The following is a 20,078-nucleotide window of genomic DNA, read 5'->3' on the forward strand; positions in this document are numbered from 1 at the left end:
TCGGCGTCTGATTCCCAGTCAGCGGGAGTTGTCTTCCCGGCCGTTGGGCCGTTCCGACGAGTGAGACTTTAGCGGATTCCCGGCTCCCGAGCTAATCGGGGGCCTGCGCCCTTTCGAACGCGGAGTCCTCATTTCGCAAATACGCACGCATAAGCATGCCAAGCGAACGACGACGAATCATCGATTCTTGGTTGGTACCTGCGGAATGGTTGTCCGGGGACCGACCGGAGTCGGCGCTCACGTCGGACAACCCGGAGAACAGTACGGACCGGGCCGGGGTGTGTCAACTCGCCTGCTCGGAGCCCGTTCGGGGCGTACCGTGGAGGCCATGACGACGCGTACGTACCGACAGCTCTGGTGGGCCGCCTGACGGCGGCCGTGCTGACGTACGCACACCAACGGCCGCCGCTTCGGCGGCCGTTCGCGTTTCTCCCTCCACGGGCCCCAGGGCTCCGGGGGTCGGCCGCCGGGACGGCGGCTTCGAACCGAGAGGGAGAAGAGACGAGATGACGCGGGTCTTCAGTGGGATCAAGCCGACCGGTCACCTGACCCTGGGGAACTACCTGGGGGCCATGCGGCAGTGGGCGGCGGAGGACCAGCACCGGTCCGACGCGCTGTTCTGCGTGGTCGATCTGCACGCGCTCACCGTGGACCACGATCCGGCGCGGGTGCGCCGGCTGAGCCGGCAGGCGGCGACGCTGCTGCTGGCGGCCGGGCTGGACCCCGAGCTGTGCACCTTGTTCGTCCAGAGCCACGTCGACGAGCACGCGCGGCTGTCGTACGTGCTGGAGTGCGTGGCGACCGACGGGGAGATGCGGCGGATGATCCAGTACCGGGAGAAGGCCGCGCGGGAGCGGGAGCGCGGGGGCAGCGTGCGGCTGTCGCTGCTGACGTACCCGGTGCTGATGGCGGCGGACATCCTGGCGTACGGGGCGGACGAGGTGCCGGTCGGGGACGACCAGGCGCAGCACGTGGAGCTGACGCGGGACCTGGCGCTGCGGTTCAACCAGCGGTACGGCGGGACGTTCGTGGTGCCGCGGGCGACGGTGCCGAAGGTGGCGGCGCGGGTGATGAACCTCCAGGACCCGGCGTCGAAGATGGGCAAGAGCGACGACTCGGGGCCGGGGATCGTGTACCTGCTCGACGAGCCGGAGGTCGTGCGGAAGAAGGTCGGGCGGGCGGTGACGGACAGCGGGCGGGACGTCGTGTACGACCGGGCGGAGCGGCCGGGGGTCACGAACCTGCTGGAGATCCTGGCCGCCTGCACCGGGGGTGAGCCGGACGCGCTGGCCGGGGCGTACGCGTCGTACGGGCAGCTGAAGAAGGACACCGCGGAGGCCGTGGTGGAGGTGTTGCGGCCGGTGCGGGCGCGGCACCGGGAGCTGTGCGCCGATCCTGGGTTCGTGGAGGGCGTGCTGCGGGCGGGCGCGGAGAAGGCGCGGGCGATGGCGCGGCCGACGGTGGACGCGGCCTACCGGGCGATCGGGCTGCTGCCGCCGGTGCCGACGCCGGTGCCGAACGCGGCCCGGTAGGCGCGGGGGCTGGTGGCGAGGCGCGATGCGAAGTGCTGGCGCATCGTGACCTCGCTGCCGAAGCCGGCCCGGCGGGCGATCTCGGGCATGGGGAGGTCGGTGCGTTCGAGGAGTTTCTGGGCGGCGGCGAGGCGCTGGTCGAGGAGCCAGCGCAGCGGGGTGGTGCCGGTGGCCGCGGTGAAGTGGCGGGCGAAGGTGCGCGGTGCCATGCCGGCGCGGGCGGCGAGGCCGGCGACGGTGAGCGGTTCGTGCAGGTGGCGCAGGGCGTGTTCGCGGACGGCGGCGAGGGTGTCGGCGTCGCGGTCGGCGTGCGGGGTGGGGTGTTCGATGAACTGGGCCTGGCTGCCGGTGCGGAAGGGGGCCGTGACCATCGAGCGGGCGATGGTGGCGGCGGCTTCGGCGCCGTGGGAGCGGCGGACCAGGTGGAGGCAGAGGTCGATGCCGGCCGCGGTGCCCGCGGCGGTCCAGATGTTGTCGTCCTCGAGGAAGAGGGCGTCCGGGACGACGTCCACGCGGGGGTGGTGGGTGCGCAGGAGGTCGATGAGGTTCCAGTGGGTGATGGCGCGGCGGCCGTCGAGGAGGCCCGCCTGGGCGAGGGTGAAGGCGCCGCCGCACAGGGCGGCGAGGGGGGTGCCGTGGGCGTGGGCGCGGCGCAGGGCGTCCAGGACCGGGGCCGGGGCGGGGGTGAGGTGGTCGTCCAGGCCGGGGACCACGACGAGGTCGGCGCGCCGCAGCCAGCTCAGGGTGCGGTCGGCGTGGAGGGTGAGGCCGCCGCGCAGGGGGACGGGGGTCGCGGGGTCGGCGGCGACGCGGCGCAGGTCGAAGGCGGGGGCGCCGCGGTCGGTGCGGTCGGTGCCCCAGACCTCGGTGATGACGGAGACGTCGAAGGCGCGGATGCCGGGGAAGGCGACGAGGGCGACGCGGTAGGGGGCTGCGCCGCGGGTCTGCGGGTGGTCGGGCTGGGCGCGCTGCGGGTCGGCCATGGTGGCAGTAAACCATCGATCGATGACTTTCCCGGGCCTGGGACCCGGGGGCCGGCGGCGGGATGCTCGGGGCATGGAGATAGCGGAGAACGCAGCGCTGGTGGTCGTGGACGTGCAGAAGGGCTTCGAGGAGGCCGATTTCTGGGGGCCGCGGAACAATCCGGGGGCCGACGAGAACGTCGCCGCCCTCATCGACGTGTGGCAGGCGACGGGGCGGCCGGTGGTGTTCGTCCGGCACGACTCGGTGAAGCCCGATTCGCCGTTGCGCGCGGGTCACGCCGGGAACGGCTTCAAGGAGTACGTGGAGGCGCGGCGCGGGAAGGGCACCGGTGGTGAGCTGCTGGTGACGAAGTCCGTGAACTCGGCCTTCTACGGGACGCCCGATCTGGGGGCGTGGCTGGCGGAGGCCGGGATCGGGCAGCTCGTGCTGGCGGGCATCCAGACGAACATGTGTGTGGAGACGACCGCGCGGATGGGCGGGAACCTGGGCTACGACGTGCTGGTGGCGCTGGACGCGACGCACACGTTCGACCTGGTGGGGCCGTTCGGCTGGCGGCGTACGGCGGAGGAGCTGGCGCAGGCGACGGCGGTGTCGCTGCACGGGGGCGGCTTCGCGCGCGTGGTGACGACGCAGGACGTCGTGACCGCGGCGAAGTGATCCGCCCCCGGCGTCACCGGGTCGGGCCCGTCAGTCCTTGGTGCCGGAGGCCAGCTCGCGGCTGCGGTCGCGGGCGGCTTCCAGGGCGGCGATGAGGGCGGCCCGTACGCCGTGGTTCTCCAGCTCGCGGATGGCGTTGATGGTCGTGCCCGCGGGGGACGTGACGTTCTCGCGGAGCTTGACCGGGTGTTCGCCGCTGTCGCGGAGCATGGTCGCGGCGCCGATCGCGGACTGGACGATCAGGTCGTGGGCCTTGTCGCGGGGCAGGCCGAGCAGGATGCCCGCGTCGGTCATGGCCTCGACGAGGTAGAAGAAGTACGCCGGTCCCGAACCGGACAGGGCCGTGCAGGCGTCCTGCTGGTTCTCCGGGACGCGCAGGGTCTTGCCGACGGCGCCGAAGATCTCCTCGGCGTGGGTGAGGTGGTCGGCGGTGGCGTGGGTGCCGGCGGAGATGACGGACATGGCCTCGTCGACGAGGGCGGGGGTGTTCGTCATGACGCGGACCACCGGGGTGCCCTCGGTGAGGCGCTCCTCGATGAACGCCGTGGTGATGCCGGCGGCGCCGCTGATGACCAGGCGGTCGGCGGGGACGTGCGGCGCGAGCTCGTCGAGGAGGCTGCCCATGTCCTGCGGCTTGACGGTGAGGATGAGGGTGTCGGCGCTCTTGGCGGCTTCGGCGTTGGTGACCGGGGTGACGCCGTAGCGGCTGCGGAGTTCCTCGGCACGCTCGGTCCGGCGGGCGGTGACCAGGAGGTCGGCCGGGGTCCAGCCGCCGCGGATCATGCCGCTGAGCAGGGCTTCGCCGATCTTGCCGGTGCCGAGGACTGCGACGGTCTGGGTCATGGCTGCGGTGCCCTCCGGGGGTGCGTCGTCCTGGGGGCATCCTCCCATCCGGGGTGGCGGGTGGGAGGTGGTGTCCGGGAGGTGGGACGTCGGGGTGCCGGAGGGGACGGGGTGGGGGTGGGGTGGGGACGGGGGCTATTCCGTCCGGCGCCTGAGGGTGGCCGCTCCGAGGCACAGGACGAGGAGGGCGCAGCCGGCGACCACCAGGACGTCCCGTACGAAGGTGGCGGTCGTGTCGGTGTGCCGCAGGACCTCGTTCATGCCGTCCACCGCGTAGGACATGGGCAGGACGTCGGAGACGGCCTCCAGGACGGGGTGCATCGCGTCGCGCGGGGTGAACAGGCCGCACAGCAGGAGCTGGGGGAAGATCACCGCCGGCATGAACTGGACCGCCTGGAACTCGGAGGCGGCGAAGGCCGACACGAACAGGCCGAGGGCCGTGCCCAGCAGGGCGTCGAGCAGCGCCACCAGGAGCAGCAGCCACGGGGAGCCGGTGACGTCGAGGCCCAGGAGCCAGAGGGCGAGACCGGTGGCGAGGGCGGACTGGACGATCGCGAGGGCGCCGAAGGCGAGGGCGTAGCCGGCGATGACGTCGCCCTTGCCGAGCGGCATGGCGAGGAGGCGTTCGAGGGTGCCGGAGGTGCGTTCGCGCAGGGTGGCGATGGACGTCACCAGGAACATCGTGATCAGCGGGAAGATCCCGAGCAGGGACGCGCCGATGCTGTCGAAGGTGCGCGGGCTGCCGTCGAAGACGTAGCGCAGCAGGACCAGCAGGACGCACGGGATGAGGACCAGCAGGGCGATCGTGCGCGGGTCGTGGCGCAGTTGGCGCAGGACGCGGGTCGCGGTGGCGAGCGTGCGGGCGGGGCTGAGGGCGCGGGCGGGGGCGGGCGTCGGCGCCGGTGCCGTGGGGGTCGTGGCGGTGGTGCTCATCGGGTCGTCGTCTCCTTCGCGCCCTCGGTGCGCTGTGTCGGGGGCCTGTGCTCCGCTGCGGCCGCGGCTTCGTCGACCAGGTGCAGGAACGCCTCCTCGACCGTGTCGGCGCCGGTGCGCTCGCGCAGTGCGTCGGGGGTGTCGTCGGCGAGGATCTCGCCCTCGCGCATGAGGAGGAGGCGGTGGCAGCGCTCGGCCTCGTCCATGACGTGCGAGGAGATCAGCAGGGTGGCGCCGCGGGCGGCGAGCCGGTGGAAGAGGGTCCACAGGTCGCGCCGCAGGACCGGGTCGAGGCCGACGGTCGGCTCGTCCAGGACCAGCAGCTCGGGGGTGCCGAGGAGGGCGACGGCGAGGGAGACGCGGTTGCGCTGGCCGCCGGAGAGGTTGCCGGCGAGGGCGTCGGCGTGGGTCGTCAGGTCCACCTCGGCGAGGACCCGGTCGACGTCGGCGCGGCGGGCGGCGGCCGGGCTCGTCGGGGACAGGACCGCGGCGAAGTAGTCGAGGTTCTGCCGGACGGACAGGTCGTCGTAGACCGACGGGGCCTGGGTGACGTAGCCGACGCGGGTGCGCAGGGCGGGGTCGCCGGCCGGGCGGCCGAGGACGTCGAGGGTGCCGGTGACCTTGGCCTGGGTGCCGACGATCGAGCGCATCAACGTGGACTTGCCGCAGCCGGAGGGTCCGAGCAGGCCGGTGATCTGCCCCCGCGGGACGGTGAAGCGGAGGTCGCGCAGGACGGTGCGGGGGCCTCGGGTGACGGTGAGGGCGTCGGCGCGGAGGGCGGGGGCGGGGTGGGCGTGGGGTGCGGAAGTGGGGTCGGGCGGACGGGCCGAATTAATCATCATGTGATGATTAAATGACCTGGGAGGGGGGTGCCGTCAAGTAGGAAGGGGAATCGGGGTCAGGAGCGGGTCGCCACCAGCAGGTCCACGGCGTACGTCTCCTCGACGACGCCGTCCGGGAAGACGGCGCGGAGGTGGCGGCGCTCCTCGGGACTCGGCCACCGTGCCGGCGCCGGGCACGGCGACGACGCCGGCCCCGCAGGTGTGTGGGGACGGCTCGGATACGTTGTCGGGTGCCGGTGAGTGGGGCTGGTCGCGCAGTTCCTCGCGCCCCTGAGCGGGGTGCCGGGCGGTGGTGCGTCGTCGGCTGCGGGATACGGGGCTGGTCGCGCACTTCCCCGCGCCCCTGAGCGGGCCGGCTCAAGCAGCTGTGCCCCGCAGTTTCGTAGGGCCTGCGTCAGGGGCGGCGGCGCTTCCTCGACGGGTTGCCCGTGCGGCGGGAGGTGCGGCGGCGGTGCTGGTCGAGGGCTGCCTCGTACTCCTCGCGGTGCAGCTTCTCCCCGGGGGCCTCGGTGAGGGAACGGAAGAAGTAGGCGAGCAGGGACCCGATGAAGCCGATGGCCAGCAGGCCGCGCAGGGACGCCTGGCGGTCGGGGTCGGGCCGTCGGGAGAAGCCGTCCCAGGTGTGGCGGAAGGCGAGCGCGCTGCACACGGCGAACATGACGACCACCAGGACGGTGACGAACGCGCCGATGTCGGCGATCTGCAGCCCCTGGTAGGCGAAGCGGAGGACCAGGCAGGAGACGGCGGCGGCGGCGATCGAGCCGACGGCCACGCCGACGCGGCGGGCCGCGTAGCCGTTGTCGTGGTCCACCCAGGTCGTGCCGAAGAAGCGCAGGGGCTCGGGGCGGGGGCCCGTGGAGCCCGCCGTGGTGTCCGGGGTGCCGTTGTCGTCGCTCACGCGACGATTATGGCTCCGGCCGGGGCGGGCTCCACGGGCCGGTGGCGCCGGGACGCGTGGCGCCGGGCCGTCAGAGGGCGCAGCGCGACGCCACGTAGCCGTCGCTGCCCGTCTTCACGTACGCGTCGGACACGAACTCGCCGCTGGCGATGTTGTCCCAGATGTTCGACGTGCCGTAGGGGCCCGAGACGGTCGTGCCCGGCGTCTGGCAGTAGATCGCCACCTTGGACCCCTCGGGCAGGACGCGGACGATGCTGTAGCCCGTGCCCGGGCCGCTGCGGACGTTGAGGCGCACGCCCGGGGCGACCGGGTAGTAGGTGACGGCCGCGGCGGCCGCCTCCGTGGTGACGCCGCCGTCCCCGGCTTCCGCGGTCTTATCGATGCGGTCGACAGACATGTAGAACCTCCCCCGTTGAACCCCATGAATGCCATGGGGTCCCGGTGATTCCCCTCCGGCGCGTTTTGAAACACGTGTGCGCGATTCGCACAGAGGAGGCCAGCAAGCCTCCTCTGTCCCGTACGGGTCATCGACTAGGCTCCGTGCGTCGCGCGCGCGAACGAACAGCACGGGGGTGGTTCATGACGCCACAGCGCAACACCGGAGCGGGCGCGGAAGCGGAACTTCCCGGACTTCCCGAGTACACCGGCCCCTACGTCCTGGAGTCCTGTCTGGGCTCCGGCGGCATGGGCGTCGTCCACCTGGCCCGCAGCACCTCCGGCATGCGGGTCGCGGTGAAGGTGGTGCACGCCGAGTTCGCCAAGGACCCCGAGTTCAGGGGCCGTTTCCGGCAGGAGGTGGCCGCCGCCCGACGGGTGAGCGGCGCCTTCACCGCGCCCGTCGTCGACGCCGACCCGGAGGCCGAACGCCCCTGGATGGCGACCCTGTTCATTCCCGGCCCCACCCTCTCCGACCGCGTGAAGCGGAACGGCCCCCTGGCCCCCGGGGAGTTGCGGCGGCTGATGGCCGGGCTCGCGGAGGCGCTGCGCGACATCCACCGGGTCGGCGTCGTGCACCGCGACCTCAAGCCGAGCAACGTGCTGCTCGCCGAGGACGGCCCCAAGGTGATCGACTTCGGCATCTCCCGGCCGAAGGACAGCGAACTGCGCACCGAGACGGGGAAGTTGATCGGCACCCCGCCGTTCATGGCGCCGGAGCAGTTCCGGCGGCCGCGCGAGGTGGGGCCGGCGGCGGACGTCTTCGCGCTCGGGTCGGTGATGGTGCACGCGGCCACGGGACGCGGACCGTTCGACTCCGACAGCCCGTACGTCGTGGCCTACCAGGTGGTGCACCACGAGCCCGAGCTGACCGGCGTACCGGAGAACCTGGCCCCGCTGGTGCTGCGGTGCCTGGCGAAGGAGCCCGAGGACCGGCCCACGCCGGACGAGCTGATGCGCGAACTGCGGTCGGTGGCGGCGTCGTACGACACGCAGGCGTTCATACCGGCACAGCGGCCGGAGGGTGATTCGGTCAGCGTGGGCGGTCCCGTGTCGGACACCGGCGGGGGCGGGGTGGCGGGTGGCGCGTCCGACCTCGCTGACGCCACTGACGCCGGTGATTCCGCCGATGCCGATGACTCGGCTGACGCGAAGAGCCCCACGGACGTCGCCGAGCCGGCCCGGCCTTCCGCGGGCCGGCTCCGCCACGGGGTCTCGCGGCGCGTCGCCCTGGTGGCCGCGACGCTGGGGCTGGTCGTCGGAGGGGTGTTCGCCTCGGTGGAGCTCGCGGGCGGTGCGGCCTCGTCGCCGAACACGAACCCCCGGGCCACGGTGGCCGGGTTCGCGGCGTGGGAGGTGAAGTCGGTGTCCGGGGCGGCGTCCGTGCCGCGCTGCTCGTACGGCTCGGGGACGTTGTTCTGCGCCCAGTCGGGCCTGGTGTTCGCCCTCGACGCCTCCGACGGCGCCCTGCTGTGGAAGCACTCCGTCAGGAAGGCGTACGGGAGTGCCCCGCCGGTGCTCGCCGGGGGCCTGGTGCAGCCGATGGCGGACCAGGAGCGGCAGTTGCAGGGGCTGGACCCCCGTACGGGCACGCCCCGTTGGACGCGGGACATGCCCGCGCACGTCGGACTGCGGGTGGTCGGGGACACCGTGCTGCTGACGGCCGCCGACGGCACGGTCACGGCCGTGGCCGGCGCGTCCGGGGCGACCGAGTGGCACCGCGCGCTCCCCGGCCGGGGCACCCCGGCCTTCTCCTCGTTCGCCGGTGACCCGCTGGCCTACGCCACCAGCACGTCCGACGCCGGCAGCACGAAGGTCACCGCGGTCGACCCCGGTACCGGGAGCGTGCGCTGGGACGCCCGGCTGAGCGGCACGCTGACGCCGGCCGGCAGCAGCGGCGGCCGGCTCTACTTCCTCTCGGTCGACAAGGGCTCCGGCTTCACGGACGCGGTCGTCCGGTACGACCCCGCCTCGGGCGCGACGCGCCGGGTGCCGTTGCCGGTGGAACGCGCCGATCCGGTGGTCGGCGTGCACGGCGACGTGGTCCACCTGCTGGCCACCGGCGGGTCCCTGGAGGCGCTCGACATGGGCGCGGGCGAGCGGCTGTGGCACCTGGAGACGGGGGTCACCCGGGGTTCGGCGCCCGTGACCGCCGGGGGCCGGCTCTACCTCACCGCACCGGACGGGCGGCTCCTGGCCGTGGACGCCCGCGACGGCAGCCTCCTGGGCCAGACGCCGCCGCGGCTCGGTGCGAACTCCGACCAGGTCAGCGGGTACCTGCCGGTACCGGTGGTGGCCGACGGCCACGTGTACGCCACCGCCCCCGACGGGAGCGTCTTCGCGGTGGACGGGCGGGACCCGGCCAGGTGGTGACGGCGAGGGCCGCCTCCCCCACGGGAAGCGGCCCTCGGTAGTGCTCGTACGGCCTCTGCGACCTGTGCTGTCCGTGCTGCCTGCGCCCCCGGGGCTCAGCCCAGCTTCGACACGTCGCGCACCGCGCCCTTGTCGGCGCTGGTGGCCATCGCGGCGTAGGCCCGCAGCGCCGCGCTGACCTTGCGGTCGCGGTTCCTGGGCGCGTACACGCCGCCCAGCGCCTGCTCGCGGCGGGCCAGCTCGGCCTCGTCGACGAGGAGCTCGATCGTGCGGCCCGGGATGTCGATGCGGATGCGGTCGCCGTCCTCGACGAGCGCGATCGTGCCGCCGGACGCCGCCTCGGGAGAGGCGTGGCCGATGGACAGGCCGGAGGTGCCGCCGGAGAAGCGGCCGTCGGTGACCAGCGCGCACGCCTTGCCCAGGCCGCGGCCCTTCAGGTACGAGGTCGGGTAGAGCATCTCCTGCATGCCCGGTCCGCCCTTGGGGCCCTCGTAGCGGATGACCACCACGTCGCCCTCCTTGACCTGCTGGGTGAGGATCTTCTGGACGGCGTCCTCCTGCGACTCGCAGACCACCGCGGGACCCTCGAAGGTCCAGATGGACGGGTCCACGCCGGCCGTCTTGACCACGCAGCCGTCCACGGCGAGGTTGCCCTTGAGGACCGCGAGCCCGCCGTCCTGGGAGTAGGCGTGCTCCAGGCTGCGGATGCAGCCGCCCTCGGCGTCCACGTCCAGCGCCTCCCAGCGCTCCGACTGGGAGAAGGCCTCCGCCGAGCGGACGCAGCCCGGCGCCGCGTGCCACAGCTCGACCGCCTCGGGGGAGGGCGAACCGCCGCGCACGTCCCACGTCTTGAGCCAGTCCGACAGCGACGGGCTGTGCACCGAGTGCACGTCCTCGTTCAGCAGGCCCGCGCGGTGCAGCTCGCCGAGCAGGGCGGGGATGCCGCCGGCCCGGTGCACGTCCTCCATGTAGTACGTGCGGTCCTTGGCGACGTTGGGCGCCACCTTCGCCAGGCACGGCACCCGGCGCGAGACCGCGTCGATCTGCTCCAGGCCGAACGGCACCTCCGCCTCCTGGGCGGCGGCCAGCAGGTGCAGGATCGTGTTGGTGGAGCCGCCCATCGCGATGTCGAGCGCCATGGCGTTCTCGAACGCCGCGAACGTGGCGATCGAGCGGGGCAGCACGCTCTCGTCGTCCTGCTCGTAGTAGCGGTGGACCAGGTCCATCACCGTGTGCGCGGCGTTCACGTAGAGCTGCTTGCGCGCGGTGTGGGTGGCCAGGACCGAGCCGTTGCCGGGCAGGGACAGGCCGATGGCCTCGGTCAGGCAGTTCATCGAGTTGGCCGTGAACATGCCCGAACAGGAGCCGCAGGTCGGACAGGCGTTCTCCTCGATGCGGAGGATGTCCTCGTCCGAGATCTTGTCGTTCACGGCGTCGGAGATCGCGTCGACCAGGTCGAGCGTGCGGACCGTGCCGTCGACCAGGGTCGCGCGGCCGGACTCCATCGGGCCGCCGGAGACGAAGACCGTGGGGATGTTCAGGCGCAGGGCCGCGTTGAGCATGCCCGGCGTGATCTTGTCGCAGTTGGAGATGCAGACCAGCGCGTCGGCGCAGTGCGCCTCGACCATGTACTCGACCGAGTCCGCGATCAGGTCGCGGGAGGGCAGGGAGTACAGCATGCCGCCGTGGCCCATCGCGATGCCGTCGTCCACGGCGATCGTGTTGAACTCGCGCGGGATGCCGCCGGCCTCGCGGATCGCCTCGCTGACGATCCGGCCGACCGGCTGCAGGTGCGTGTGGCCCGGCACGAACTCGGTGAAGGAGTTGGCGACGGCGATGATCGGCTTCCGGCCGATGTCCGCACCCGGTACACCGGAGGCGCGCATCAGGGCGCGGGCGCCCGCCATGTTGCGGCCGTGGGTGACTGTGCGGGACCTCAGCTCGGGCATCGTCGCTCGCTCCTTCAGAGACTGCGATCTGGGAGATCGTGACCGTCAGAGAGACTTCTGACTGTGGACGAGCCTACGCCGGTCATCCAGGGGGCGGGACAAGGTGTCCGGAATGCGGGACGCGCGTCTCGGGACCGTGCTACGGGAGCGGAACTTCGAGGGCTCTGCGGGACCCGTGCCTCACGGACCCGTCAGGTGCCCCTGCACCACCGGTGCCACCCGGCGGATCACCTGCTCCAGGTCCGCCGACGCCAGCGGCTCGACCTTGATCACGTACCGCAGCATCGCGCACCCCACGAGCTGCGCCGCCGCGAGCTCGGCGCGCAGCTCGGCGTCGGGCACCTCGAGCTGGGCGGCGACGCGGCGCAGCAACTGGGAGACGACCAGGCGTCTAAAGACGGCGGCCGCGGTCTCGTTGTTGACCGCCGAGCGCAGGATCGCGAGCAGGGGCGTACGGGTGGTGGGGTTCTCCCAGACGCCGAAGATGAAGCGCGTCAGCCGCTCCCCCACGCCCTCGGGCGGGCCCTCGGCGACGGCGTCGGGGGCGTGCAGCGCGGGTGCGAAGGCGACCGCGACGGCCGCCTCGAAGACGCCCTCCTTGGTGCCGAAGTAGTGGTGCACCAGCGCCGAGTCGACGCCCGCGGCCTTCGCGATGCCGCGCACCGACGTCCCGTCGTACCCGTACCGGGAGAACTCCGCCCGCGCCGTGTCGAGGATCCGGTCCCGGGTGTCGGCGGGTTCGCCACGGCGGGGACGGCCGCGGCCACGCGTGCGGGGGCGGGGGTCGGGCGCGGCGGGGTCGGTCCTCGTGTCGGGCACATCGGTCACCGCCGGTCCGCCTTCACCGGCGAGGCCAGGTGGAGGCGGGTGAAGGCCAGGGCCTCGGCGAGGTCGGCCTCGCGTTCAGCGCCGGACATCGCGCGCCGGGTGTTGACCTCGATGACGACGTGCCCGTCGAAGCCGGTGCGCGCGAGGCGCTCCAGCAGCTCGGCGCAGGGCTGGGTGCCGCGGCCCGGCACCAGGTGCTCGTCCTTGTTGGAGCCCAGGCCGTCGGCGAGGTGGACGTGGCCCAGCCGGTCCCCCATGCGGTCGACCATGTCCAGCGCGTCGGTACGGGCCGTCGCGGCATGGCTGAGGTCGATCGTGAAGTGCCGGTAGTCGTCCTTGGTCACGTCCCAGTCGGGCGCGTACGCGAGCATCTCCCGGTCCCGGTACCGCCACGGGTACATGTTCTCCACGGCGAACCGCACGTCCGTCTCGTCCGCCATCCGCCAGATGCCCTGGACGAAGTCGCGCGCGTACTGGCGCTGCCAGCGGAACGGCGGGTGCACCACCACGGCGCCGGCGCCCAGCTTCTCCGCCGCCGCACGCGCGCGCTGGAGCTTGGTCCAGGGGTCGGTCGACCACACGCGCTGGGTGATGAGCAGGCAGGGGGCGTGCACGGCCAGGATCGGGATGCCGTGGTAGTCGCTGAGCCGGCGCAGCGCGTCGATGTCCTGGCTGACGGGGTCGTTCCACACCATGACCTCGACGCCGTCGTACCCGAGGCGCGCGGCGATCTCGAAGGCCGTCGCCGTCGACTCCGGATACACCGAGGCCGTGGACAGCGCGACCTTCGCATCCGGGATGCGCACCACTGGTTCTGCCACGAGGGACAGGGTACGGTCCCCCGCTCGCCGTCGGGGAGCTGGTCCGGGGGCTCTCCGGGCGGCCCCGCGCCGACCGGCCACGCGTGCGTGGCGCGCTGTCACCGGTGCGTGCGTGGCCCGGTGCGCGGGCGTTCGCGCTCGTGAGCCGGGGGGTGGGCCGGTGCGGGGCGGGTGCGCGGGCGGGGGGTGCGGACGGCGGCCCGGGGGCGGCGTTCACGGGTGGGAAGGTGGCGCACTTCACGGCGGGCGGGGGCTCGCGGGGGTCCCGGGGGGCGGAGGGTGCCGCTTCCCCGCGCCCGTGCCGCCCCGGGGTCACCGCCTCACGCCGCCACCATCTGGTCGAGCCGCCGCAGGATCACGCCCTCGCGCAGCGCCCACGGGCAGACCTCCAGCGTCTCCACCCCGAACAGGTCCATCGCGCCCTCGGCCACCAGGGCCCCCGCGAGGAGCTGTCCCGCGCGCCCCTCGGAGACGCCGGGCAGCTCCGCCCGCTGGGCCACGGTCATGCCGGCCAGCCGCGGCACCCACGCCTCCAGGGACTCGCGCTTGAGCTCCCGCTGCACGTACAGGCCCTCGGCGGAGCGCGCGGCCCCGGCTATCCGGGCGAGCTGCTTGAACGTCTTGGACGTGGCCACGACGTGGTCGGGCGCCCCGAACCGGCTGAACTCGCCCACCGTCCGGGCGATCTGCGCCCGCACGTGGCGGCGCAGCGCCCGTACGGCCTCGGGTTGCGGCGGGTCGCCGGGGAGCCAGCCCGCGGTGAGCCGGCCGGCGCCCAGCGGCAGCGACACGGCCGCGTCGGGCTCCTCGTCGATGCCGTAGGCGATCTCCAGGGAGCCCCCGCCGATGTCCAGGACCAGCAGCTTCCCGGCGGACCAGCCGAACCAGCGGCGGGCGGCGAGGAAGGTGAGCCGGGCCTCCTCGTCGCCGGCCAGGACCTGCAGTTCGACGCCGGTCTGCTCCTGCACGCGCGCGAGGACGTCGTCGGCGTTGCTGGCCTCGCGCACGGCGGAGGTCGCGAACGGCAGCAGCTCCTCGACGCCCTTGTCCTCGGCGGCCTGCAGCGCGTCGTGCAGGACGCCGATCAGCCGGTCGATCCCCTCGGTGCCGATCGCGCCGTCCCCGTCCAGGAGCTGGGCGAGGCGCAGCTCCGCCTTGTGCGAGTGCGCGGGCAGCGGGCGCGCGCCCGGGTGTGCGTCCACCACCAGCAGATGCACCGTGTTCGATCCCACGTCAAGGACACCGAGTCTCATGGAGGGAAACGCTACTGCCGCCGGCGCTGCTCCCGGGCCCCCGTGCGGTGCCGGGATGCGACCTGGGCGACTTACTCTGGACGCGTGCCAAAGACGAACAAGGCGAAGGACGAAAAGGCGGCGAAGGCGGCGAAGGCCGACACGGCGCGCGAATCGTCCGAGGCTCCTGTGCAGGGGAAGTCACCGGTGAAGCCCTCCAAGAAGTCGAAGAAGGCCCTGGCCGCCGTGGAGGCGGCCGCCCTGGCGGCGGACGAGAAGGGCGGCCTCGACTTCACGCGCGCGTGGGTGGAGTTCCCGGATCCGGCGGACGACGAGCAGGTCTTCCGCTGCGACCTGACGTGGCTGACCTCCCGCTGGAACTGCATCTTCGGCAGCGGCTGCCAGGGCATCCAGCCGGGCCGCGCGGCCGACGGCTGCTGCACGCTGGGCGCCCACTTCTCCGACGAGGAGGACGAGCAGCGCGTCGCCGGGCACGTGGCCCGGCTCACCCCGGAGATCTGGCAGCACCACGCCGAGGGCACGCGCGGCGGCTGGGTCTCGGAGGACGAGGACGGCTCCCGCCAGACCCGCCCGTTCGAGGGCTCGTGCATCTTCCAGAACCGCCCCGGCTTCCCCGGCGGCGCGGGCTGCTCGCTGCACATCCTCGCGCTGCGCGAGGGCCGCGAGCCGCTGGAGACCAAGCCGGACGTCTGCTGGCAGCTGCCGGTCCGGCGGACCTACGACTGGATCGACCGGCCCGACGACACGCGCGTGCTGCAGGTGTCGATCGGCGAGTACGACCGTCGCGGCTGGGGTCCCGGCGGCCACGACCTGCACTGGTGGTGCACGTCGGCGACCTCGGCGCACGGCGCGGGCGAGCCGGTGTACGTCTCCTACCGCGCGGAGCTGACCGAGCTGATGGGCAAGGCCGGCTACGACCGCCTGGTCGAGCTGTGCGAGGAGCGCCTGGCGTCCAGCCTGCCCCTCCTGGCCCCGCACCCGGCGGACCCGGCGGACCCGGCCGGCCCTGCCGCCTGACGTCGCCCCCTCCGCCTGACGTCTCCCCTCCCGCCCGGCGCCGGTCCTCTCCCTCGGCGCCGGTCCTCTCCCCCGACGCCGCTCCTCGCGCCTGCCGTTGCTCCTCTCGCCCGACGTGCCCGAGGTCCGGCTAGGACGTCTCCGGGCTCGGGGCCCCGCTGCTGGCGTCCGGTGAGGGGGAGTCGCCCGGGCCCGACGGTGAGCCGCTGGACGTGGGCTCCGGGTCGGTCGTCGGGGGCGGGTCGCTCGGCGTCGGGTCGGAGGGCGTCGAGGTGACCGGTGTCGGCTCCGGCGAGGAGGGCGACGGGCCGCTGGGACTGCCGGACCCCGGGCCGGAGGGACCGGTGCCGGGACCGTGCGGCACGGGGCCGTGGCCCTCGATGGACACGACGGCGCCGGCCGGGGCGATCGCCACGCGTGCGTGCCACTGCCCGGCGGGTTCGCGCAGGGGGTCGACGTACACCTTGACGGTGACCGACTCGCCGGGCGCGAGGGTGCCCGAGGACCGGCTCAGGTAGAGCCAGGCGGCGCCCGTCGACGCCGACCAGGTGACCGGTCCCTCGGCGTCGGCGGCGGCGGTCAGCGTGATGAACGTGGTGTCGCCGTGGCTGCTCGCGGTCACCGACAGGCTGCCCGGGCCCTTGCTGCCGGCGCCGCTGACGCTGACGACCTCCACCGAGACGTCGGACCGGTCCGCGGCGTCGGTACCGGAGCCGGGGCGGGTGCTGGCGTTGCCGGCGTTCTCGTAGCCGCCCGTTGCGTCCCCGTCGGGGGTGCCCGGGCCGTGCGCCTCGCTCGCGTCGGCCGAGTGGCCGTCGGCGCCCTCGCCGGTCGGCGTGCCGTGGTAGGCGGCCCACAGGGCGAACACGGGCGCGGCGACGACGGTCGCCACGACGGTCGTGGTGACGGCACGCGCGCGCAGGCGGTCGCGGCGGGCGGCGCGGTCCTTGGGGTCCATCGGGAAGCCGCGCCGGTCGAAGCGGGGCGCGTCGGCGCCCCGCGCGCGGGGCAGGTGGGTGAGCGCGTGGTGCAGGGCCCGGCGGGGCGCGGACAGCACGGGCAGCTCGGCCGGGGTGACGCCGGTGCCGGGCCAGCGCCCCGGCACGGCGCGCTCCGCGGCGCGGCGGCAGCGGGGGCAGTCGTCGACGTGCCGGACCAGTTCGCGCCGCAGGGCGGAGCTGAGCACGAGCTGCTGGTCACCGGTGAGCCGGGCCACGGCGGGACAGCCGCCGGTCTCGACGACGGCGAGCGCCGCGCGCGTGCGCTCGACCTCGCAGGCGGCACCGGCGAGCAGTTCGCGGGCGGCGGCGTGGTCCATGCCGAGGACGGCGGCGACCTCGTGGGCGGCGAGCTGGTGGCGCACCGCGAGTTCGAGCGCCTCGCGCTGCTCGGGGGTGGTGCCGGCGGCCTCCGGCCAGGCGAGGAGGGCGAGTTCGCGCCGCCGCTGTTCGCGCACGTCGTCCGGGACGGGTGGGGCGGGGGGCCGCGCGGCCGGCTGGCGGTGGGTGCCGTGGCGTCCCGCCGCGTGCGTGCCCTGACGTTTCTGCTTGGCCTCGGCCAGCTTGCGCAGACACGCCCAGCGGGCCAGGGCGTACAGCCAGGCGCGGCGGTCGCCGGCGGCGTCCGGGACGCGCTGGCCGCGCCGGTCGGCGAGGGCGAGGACGTCCGCGAGGGCGGCGGTGGCCGCGTCGTGGTCGCACAGCACCGACAGGCAGTAGGTGAACAGGCCGTCCAGATACGGCTCGTGGGGCGTCGCCGGGCGCTGCACCGCCGTGCGGGTCGCACCACGGTCACGCGCCTCCCGGTGCGCCCGGTGTGCGCCGGTCGTGCGGGTCGAGGTCTGCGGGCTGCTGCTCGTCACCCGTGCGACCGTAGGCGGCCCGGAACGGACAGCTCCCGCACCTTGAGCCCTTTTAATCCGTACGGGTGAAACGATCCCTCATAAGGGGACAGGGGCTTCCGCGGCGGCCCCGTGCGGCCACGGCAGCGGTCACCGGAGCGGAGCCGGGCCCGGTTGTCAGACCCTGCGGCTACGGTTTCCCCATGGCTGCCCGTACCAAGACCACCAAGGACCGTCCGTCGTACCGCTGCACGGAGTGCGGCTGGCAGACGGCCAAGTGGCTCGGCCGCTGCGCCGAGTGCCAGGCGTGGGGCACGGTCGAGGAGTACGGCGGCGCGCCCGCGGTGCGCACGACCGCGCCGGGCCGGGTCACCACCTCCGCGCTGCCGATCGGCCAGGTCGACGGGCGCCAGGCCACCGCGCGCTCCACGGGCGTGCCGGAGCTGGACCGTGTGCTCGGCGGCGGGCTCGTGCCGGGCGCGGTGGTGCTGCTCGCGGGCGAGCCGGGCGTCGGCAAGTCGACCCTGCTGCTGGACGTGGCGGCCAAGGCGGCGAGCGAGGAGCACCGCACGCTGTACGTGACCGGTGAGGAGTCGGCGAGCCAGGTCCGCCTGCGCGCCGACCGCATCAACGCCCTGCACGACCACCTCTACCTGGCCGCCGAGACCGACCTCTCCGCCGTCCTCGGCCACCTGGACGCGGTGAAGCCGTCGCTGCTGGTCCTCGACTCGGTGCAGACTGTCGCCTCCCCCGAGATCGACGGCGCGCCGGGCGGGATGGCCCAGGTGCGCGAGGTGGCCGGCGCCCTGATCCGCGCCTCGAAGGACCGCGGCATGTCGACGCTCCTGGTGGGCCACGTCACCAAGGACGGCGCGATCGCCGGGCCCCGCCTGCTGGAGCACCTGGTGGACGTCGTCCTGCACTTCGAGGGCGACCGCCACGCGCGCCTGCGGCTCGTACGGGGCGTCAAGAACCGCTACGGCGCGACCGACGAGGTCGGCTGCTTCGAACTGCACGACGAGGGCATCATGGGCCTCGCGGACCCCAGCGGCCTGTTCCTGACCCGGCGTGACGAGCCGGTCCCGGGCACCTGTCTGACAGTCACCCTGGAGGGCCGGCGGCCGCTGGTCGCCGAGGTGCAGGCGCTCACCGTCGACTCGCAGATCCCCTCCCCGCGCCGCACGACGTCCGGCCTGGAGACCTCCCGGGTGTCGATGATGCTGGCCGTCCTGGAGCAGCGCGGCCGCATCAGCGCGCTCGGCAAGCGGGACATCTACTCGGCCACGGTGGGCGGCGTGAAGCTGTCCGAGCCGGCCGCCGACCTCGCGATCGCCCTCGCGCTGGCCTCCGCCGCCAGCGACACCCCGCTGCCCAAGAACCTGGTCGCGATCGGCGAAGTGGGCCTCGCGGGCGAGGTGAGGAGAGTCACGGGCGTGCAGCGCAGGCTCGCCGAGGCGCACCGGCTGGGCTTCACGCACGCGCTGGTGCCGGGCGATCCCGGCAAGGTCCCGGCCGGTATGAAGGTGCTGGAAGTGGCGGACATGGGGGACGCCCTGCGGGTCCTGCCGCGCTCCCGTCGCCGAGAGGCCCCCCGGGAGGCGGAGGACCGCCGGTAGACTTTGCCCAGGTCTCGCCCGTCCGTACGAACCGAGTGCGCGAAACGGGAGCGCCCCAGAACCTGCGACCGGAGGAGTGCAGTGGCAGCCAACGACCGGGCAGCAGCTCCCGGCAAGTCCGGTGGGAGTGCCGGTTCCGATGGCCTGATGCGCGCCTCGCTGAGCGCCGTGGCACCCGGCACGGCCCTGCGCGACGGGCTCGAGCGCGTCCTGCGCGGCAACACCGGCGGCCTGATCGTGCTGGGCTCCGACAAGACCGTCGAGACGATGTGCACGGGCGGTTTCGTGCTGGACGTCGAGTTCACCGCGACCCGGCTGCGCGAGCTGTGCAAGCTCGACGGCGGCATCGTCCTGTCCTCCGACCTGTCGAAGATCCTCCGCGCGGGCGTGCAGTTCGTGCCCGACGCCACCATCCCGACCGAGGAGACCGGCACCCGGCACCGCACGGCGGACCGCGTCTCCAAGCAGGTCGGCTTCCCGGTGGTGTCCGTCTCGCAGTCGATGCGGCTGATCGCGCTCTACGTCTCCGGCCAGCGGCGCGTGCTGGAGGACTCGGCGGCGATCCTGTCCCGCGCGAACCAGGCGCTGGCGACCCTGGAGCGCTACAAGCTGCGCCTGGACGAGGTCGCGGGGACGCTGTCGGCGCTGGAGATCGAGGACCTGGTGACGGTCCGGGACGTCTCCGCGGTCGCGCAGCGCCTGGAGATGGTGCGCCGCATCGCTACCGAGATCGCCGAGTACGTCGTCGAGCTGGGCACCGACGGCCGCCTGCTGGCCCTCCAGCTGGACGAGCTGATCGCCGGCGTGGAGCCCGAGCGTTCCCTGGTCGTCCGGGACTACGTGCCCGAGCCGACGGCCAAGCGCTCCCGCACGGTCGACGAGGCCCTCTCCGAACTGGACGCCCTCAGCCACGCCGAGCTGCTCGAAATGTCCACGGTGGCCCGCGCGTTGGGGTACACCGGCTCCCCCGAGGCACTGGACTCGGCGGTCTCCCCGCGCGGCTTCCGGCTGCTGGCCAAGGTGCCCCGCCTCCCCGGCGCGATCATCGACCGCCTGGTGGAGCACTTCGGCGGCCTGCAGAAGCTCCTCGCCGCGAGCGTCGACGACCTGCAGACGGTCGACGGCGTCGGCGAGGCCCGCGCCCGGAGCGTCCGCGAGGGCCTGTCCCGCCTGGCGGAGTCGTCGATCCTGGAGCGGTACGTCTAGGACGGGTCAGCGCCGCGCGGAACGGCGCGGCGCCGGCCGGCTGCGCCCCGG

17 protein-coding genes are annotated in these 20,078 nt (G+C 73.8%); 6 read left to right on the plus strand and 11 right to left on the minus strand.

Translation table 11 applies throughout. The annotated features are described in order from the left end of the window. Positions 1–506: 506 nt before the first annotated feature. Entirely contained in the window at positions 507–1,532 is a 1,026-nt protein-coding gene (gene trpS, locus E4U92_RS27975) for a tryptophan--tRNA ligase (RefSeq protein ID WP_137303212.1), read from the plus strand. On the opposite strand, the gene E4U92_RS27980 is transcribed toward trpS, so the two are convergent. Then, positions 1,472–2,515: a GlxA family transcriptional regulator gene (locus tag E4U92_RS27980; protein WP_137303213.1), complete on the minus strand. Its 1,044-nt coding sequence runs from the start codon at positions 2,513–2,515 to the stop codon at positions 1,472–1,474. The two genes, trpS and E4U92_RS27980, sit on opposite strands and share 61 nt — an antisense overlap. 73 nt (positions 2,516–2,588) lie before the next feature. Between E4U92_RS27980 and E4U92_RS27985 the strand changes: the two genes are divergently transcribed. Continuing rightward, entirely contained in the window at positions 2,589–3,173 is a 585-nt protein-coding gene (locus E4U92_RS27985) for a cysteine hydrolase family protein (RefSeq protein ID WP_137303214.1), read from the plus strand. A 30-nt stretch (positions 3,174–3,203) separates the two neighbouring features. On the opposite strand, the gene proC is transcribed toward E4U92_RS27985, so the two are convergent. The 5 genes from proC to E4U92_RS28010 all read right to left on the minus strand — a co-directional run bounded on the left by proC (position 3,204) and on the right by E4U92_RS28010 (position 7,086). Further along, on the minus strand, positions 3,204–4,016 hold the full coding sequence (gene proC / locus E4U92_RS27990; RefSeq protein ID WP_137303215.1) for a pyrroline-5-carboxylate reductase: 813 nt from the start codon (positions 4,014–4,016) through the stop codon (positions 3,204–3,206). A 135-nt stretch (positions 4,017–4,151) separates the two neighbouring features. Next, a complete protein-coding gene (locus E4U92_RS27995) occupies positions 4,152–4,949 on the minus strand; it encodes an ABC transporter permease (RefSeq protein ID WP_137303216.1) in 798 nt (265 codons plus the stop codon). After that, positions 4,946–5,791 (minus strand): ABC transporter ATP-binding protein, encoded by an 846-nt coding sequence (locus E4U92_RS28000; RefSeq protein WP_137303217.1) that lies wholly within the window; start codon positions 5,789–5,791, stop codon positions 4,946–4,948. Before E4U92_RS28000 ends, E4U92_RS27995 begins: the two co-directional genes overlap by 4 nt. 394 nt (positions 5,792–6,185) lie before the next feature. Beyond that, positions 6,186–6,689: an EamA/RhaT family transporter gene (locus E4U92_RS28005; RefSeq protein ID WP_137303218.1), complete on the minus strand. Its 504-nt coding sequence runs from the start codon at positions 6,687–6,689 to the stop codon at positions 6,186–6,188. Between the two features lie 70 nt (positions 6,690–6,759). Then, positions 6,760–7,086, minus strand: coding sequence for an SH3 domain-containing protein (locus E4U92_RS28010; RefSeq protein ID WP_137303219.1), 327 nt, complete (start codon positions 7,084–7,086; stop codon positions 6,760–6,762). Between the two features lie 182 nt (positions 7,087–7,268). Between E4U92_RS28010 and E4U92_RS28015 the strand changes: the two genes are divergently transcribed. Next, a complete protein-coding gene (locus E4U92_RS28015; RefSeq protein ID WP_137303220.1) occupies positions 7,269–9,497 on the plus strand; it encodes a protein kinase domain-containing protein in 2,229 nt (742 codons plus the stop codon). 95 nt (positions 9,498–9,592) lie between these two features. Here the strand turns inward: E4U92_RS28015 and ilvD are convergent, their stop codons facing one another. From ilvD to E4U92_RS28035, 4 genes are all read right to left on the minus strand, one after another. Continuing rightward, positions 9,593–11,446: a dihydroxy-acid dehydratase gene (gene ilvD, locus E4U92_RS28020; protein ID WP_137303221.1), complete on the minus strand. Its 1,854-nt coding sequence runs from the start codon at positions 11,444–11,446 to the stop codon at positions 9,593–9,595. A gap of 180 nt (positions 11,447–11,626) precedes the next feature. Next, positions 11,627–12,265 (minus strand): TetR/AcrR family transcriptional regulator, encoded by a 639-nt coding sequence (locus E4U92_RS28025; RefSeq protein ID WP_137303389.1) that lies wholly within the window; start codon positions 12,263–12,265, stop codon positions 11,627–11,629. 5 nt (positions 12,266–12,270) lie between these two features. Continuing rightward, positions 12,271–13,095: a sugar phosphate isomerase/epimerase family protein gene (locus E4U92_RS28030; RefSeq protein ID WP_174864038.1), complete on the minus strand. Its 825-nt coding sequence runs from the start codon at positions 13,093–13,095 to the stop codon at positions 12,271–12,273. A 320-nt stretch (positions 13,096–13,415) separates the two neighbouring features. Continuing rightward, positions 13,416–14,348 carry a Ppx/GppA family phosphatase gene (locus E4U92_RS28035; RefSeq protein WP_137303222.1) on the minus strand — a complete coding sequence of 311 codons (933 nt, stop codon included), beginning with the start codon at positions 14,346–14,348 and terminating at the stop codon, positions 13,416–13,418. A gap of 84 nt (positions 14,349–14,432) precedes the next feature. Between E4U92_RS28035 and E4U92_RS28040 the strand changes: the two genes are divergently transcribed. After that, positions 14,433–15,365 carry a DUF3109 family protein gene (locus E4U92_RS28040; protein WP_373311665.1) on the plus strand — a complete coding sequence of 311 codons (933 nt, stop codon included), beginning with the start codon at positions 14,433–14,435 and terminating at the stop codon, positions 15,363–15,365. Between the two features lie 130 nt (positions 15,366–15,495). Here the strand turns inward: E4U92_RS28040 and E4U92_RS28045 are convergent, their stop codons facing one another. Continuing rightward, the gene (locus E4U92_RS28045; protein ID WP_137303223.1) at positions 15,496–17,226 is read right to left on the minus strand and encodes a BACON domain-containing protein; all 1,731 of its coding nucleotides are present in this window, start codon (positions 17,224–17,226) and stop codon (positions 15,496–15,498) included. 182 nt (positions 17,227–17,408) lie between these two features. On the opposite strand from E4U92_RS28045, the gene radA reads away from it, so the two are divergent. Together radA and disA are read left to right on the plus strand one after the other, a co-directional pair. Next, the gene (radA, locus tag E4U92_RS28050; protein ID WP_137303224.1) at positions 17,409–18,821 is read left to right on the plus strand and encodes a DNA repair protein RadA; all 1,413 of its coding nucleotides are present in this window, start codon (positions 17,409–17,411) and stop codon (positions 18,819–18,821) included. A gap of 81 nt (positions 18,822–18,902) precedes the next feature. Continuing rightward, positions 18,903–20,027 carry a DNA integrity scanning diadenylate cyclase DisA gene (disA, locus tag E4U92_RS28055; RefSeq protein ID WP_137303225.1) on the plus strand — a complete coding sequence of 375 codons (1,125 nt, stop codon included), beginning with the start codon at positions 18,903–18,905 and terminating at the stop codon, positions 20,025–20,027. The last annotated feature ends 51 nt before the right edge of the window (positions 20,028–20,078 follow it).

Source organism: Streptomyces galbus (genome assembly GCF_005280195.1).
In the GTDB taxonomy this organism is placed as follows: domain Bacteria; phylum Actinomycetota; class Actinomycetes; order Streptomycetales; family Streptomycetaceae; genus Streptomyces; species Streptomyces galbus.

Coding starts and splice junctions, on each gene's coding strand:
- E4U92_RS27995 (WP_137303216.1), bottom strand. CDS start 4,949: ATGAGCACCACCGCCACGACCCCCACGGCACCGGCGCCGACGCCCGCC.
- trpS (WP_137303212.1), top strand. CDS start 507: ATGACGCGGGTCTTCAGTGGGATCAAGCCGACCGGTCACCTGACCCTG.
- radA (WP_137303224.1), top strand. CDS start 17,409: ATGGCTGCCCGTACCAAGACCACCAAGGACCGTCCGTCGTACCGCTGC.
- E4U92_RS28010 (WP_137303219.1), bottom strand. CDS start 7,086: ATGTCTGTCGACCGCATCGATAAGACCGCGGAAGCCGGGGACGGCGGC.
- proC (WP_137303215.1), bottom strand. CDS start 4,016: ATGACCCAGACCGTCGCAGTCCTCGGCACCGGCAAGATCGGCGAAGCC.
- ilvD (WP_137303221.1), bottom strand. CDS start 11,446: ATGCCCGAGCTGAGGTCCCGCACAGTCACCCACGGCCGCAACATGGCG.
- E4U92_RS27980 (WP_137303213.1), bottom strand. CDS start 2,515: ATGGCCGACCCGCAGCGCGCCCAGCCCGACCACCCGCAGACCCGCGGC.
- E4U92_RS28035 (WP_137303222.1), bottom strand. CDS start 14,348: ATGAGACTCGGTGTCCTTGACGTGGGATCGAACACGGTGCATCTGCTG.
- E4U92_RS28015 (WP_137303220.1), top strand. CDS start 7,269: ATGACGCCACAGCGCAACACCGGAGCGGGCGCGGAAGCGGAACTTCCC.
- E4U92_RS28000 (WP_137303217.1), bottom strand. CDS start 5,791: ATGATGATTAATTCGGCCCGTCCGCCCGACCCCACTTCCGCACCCCAC.
- E4U92_RS27985 (WP_137303214.1), top strand. CDS start 2,589: ATGGAGATAGCGGAGAACGCAGCGCTGGTGGTCGTGGACGTGCAGAAG.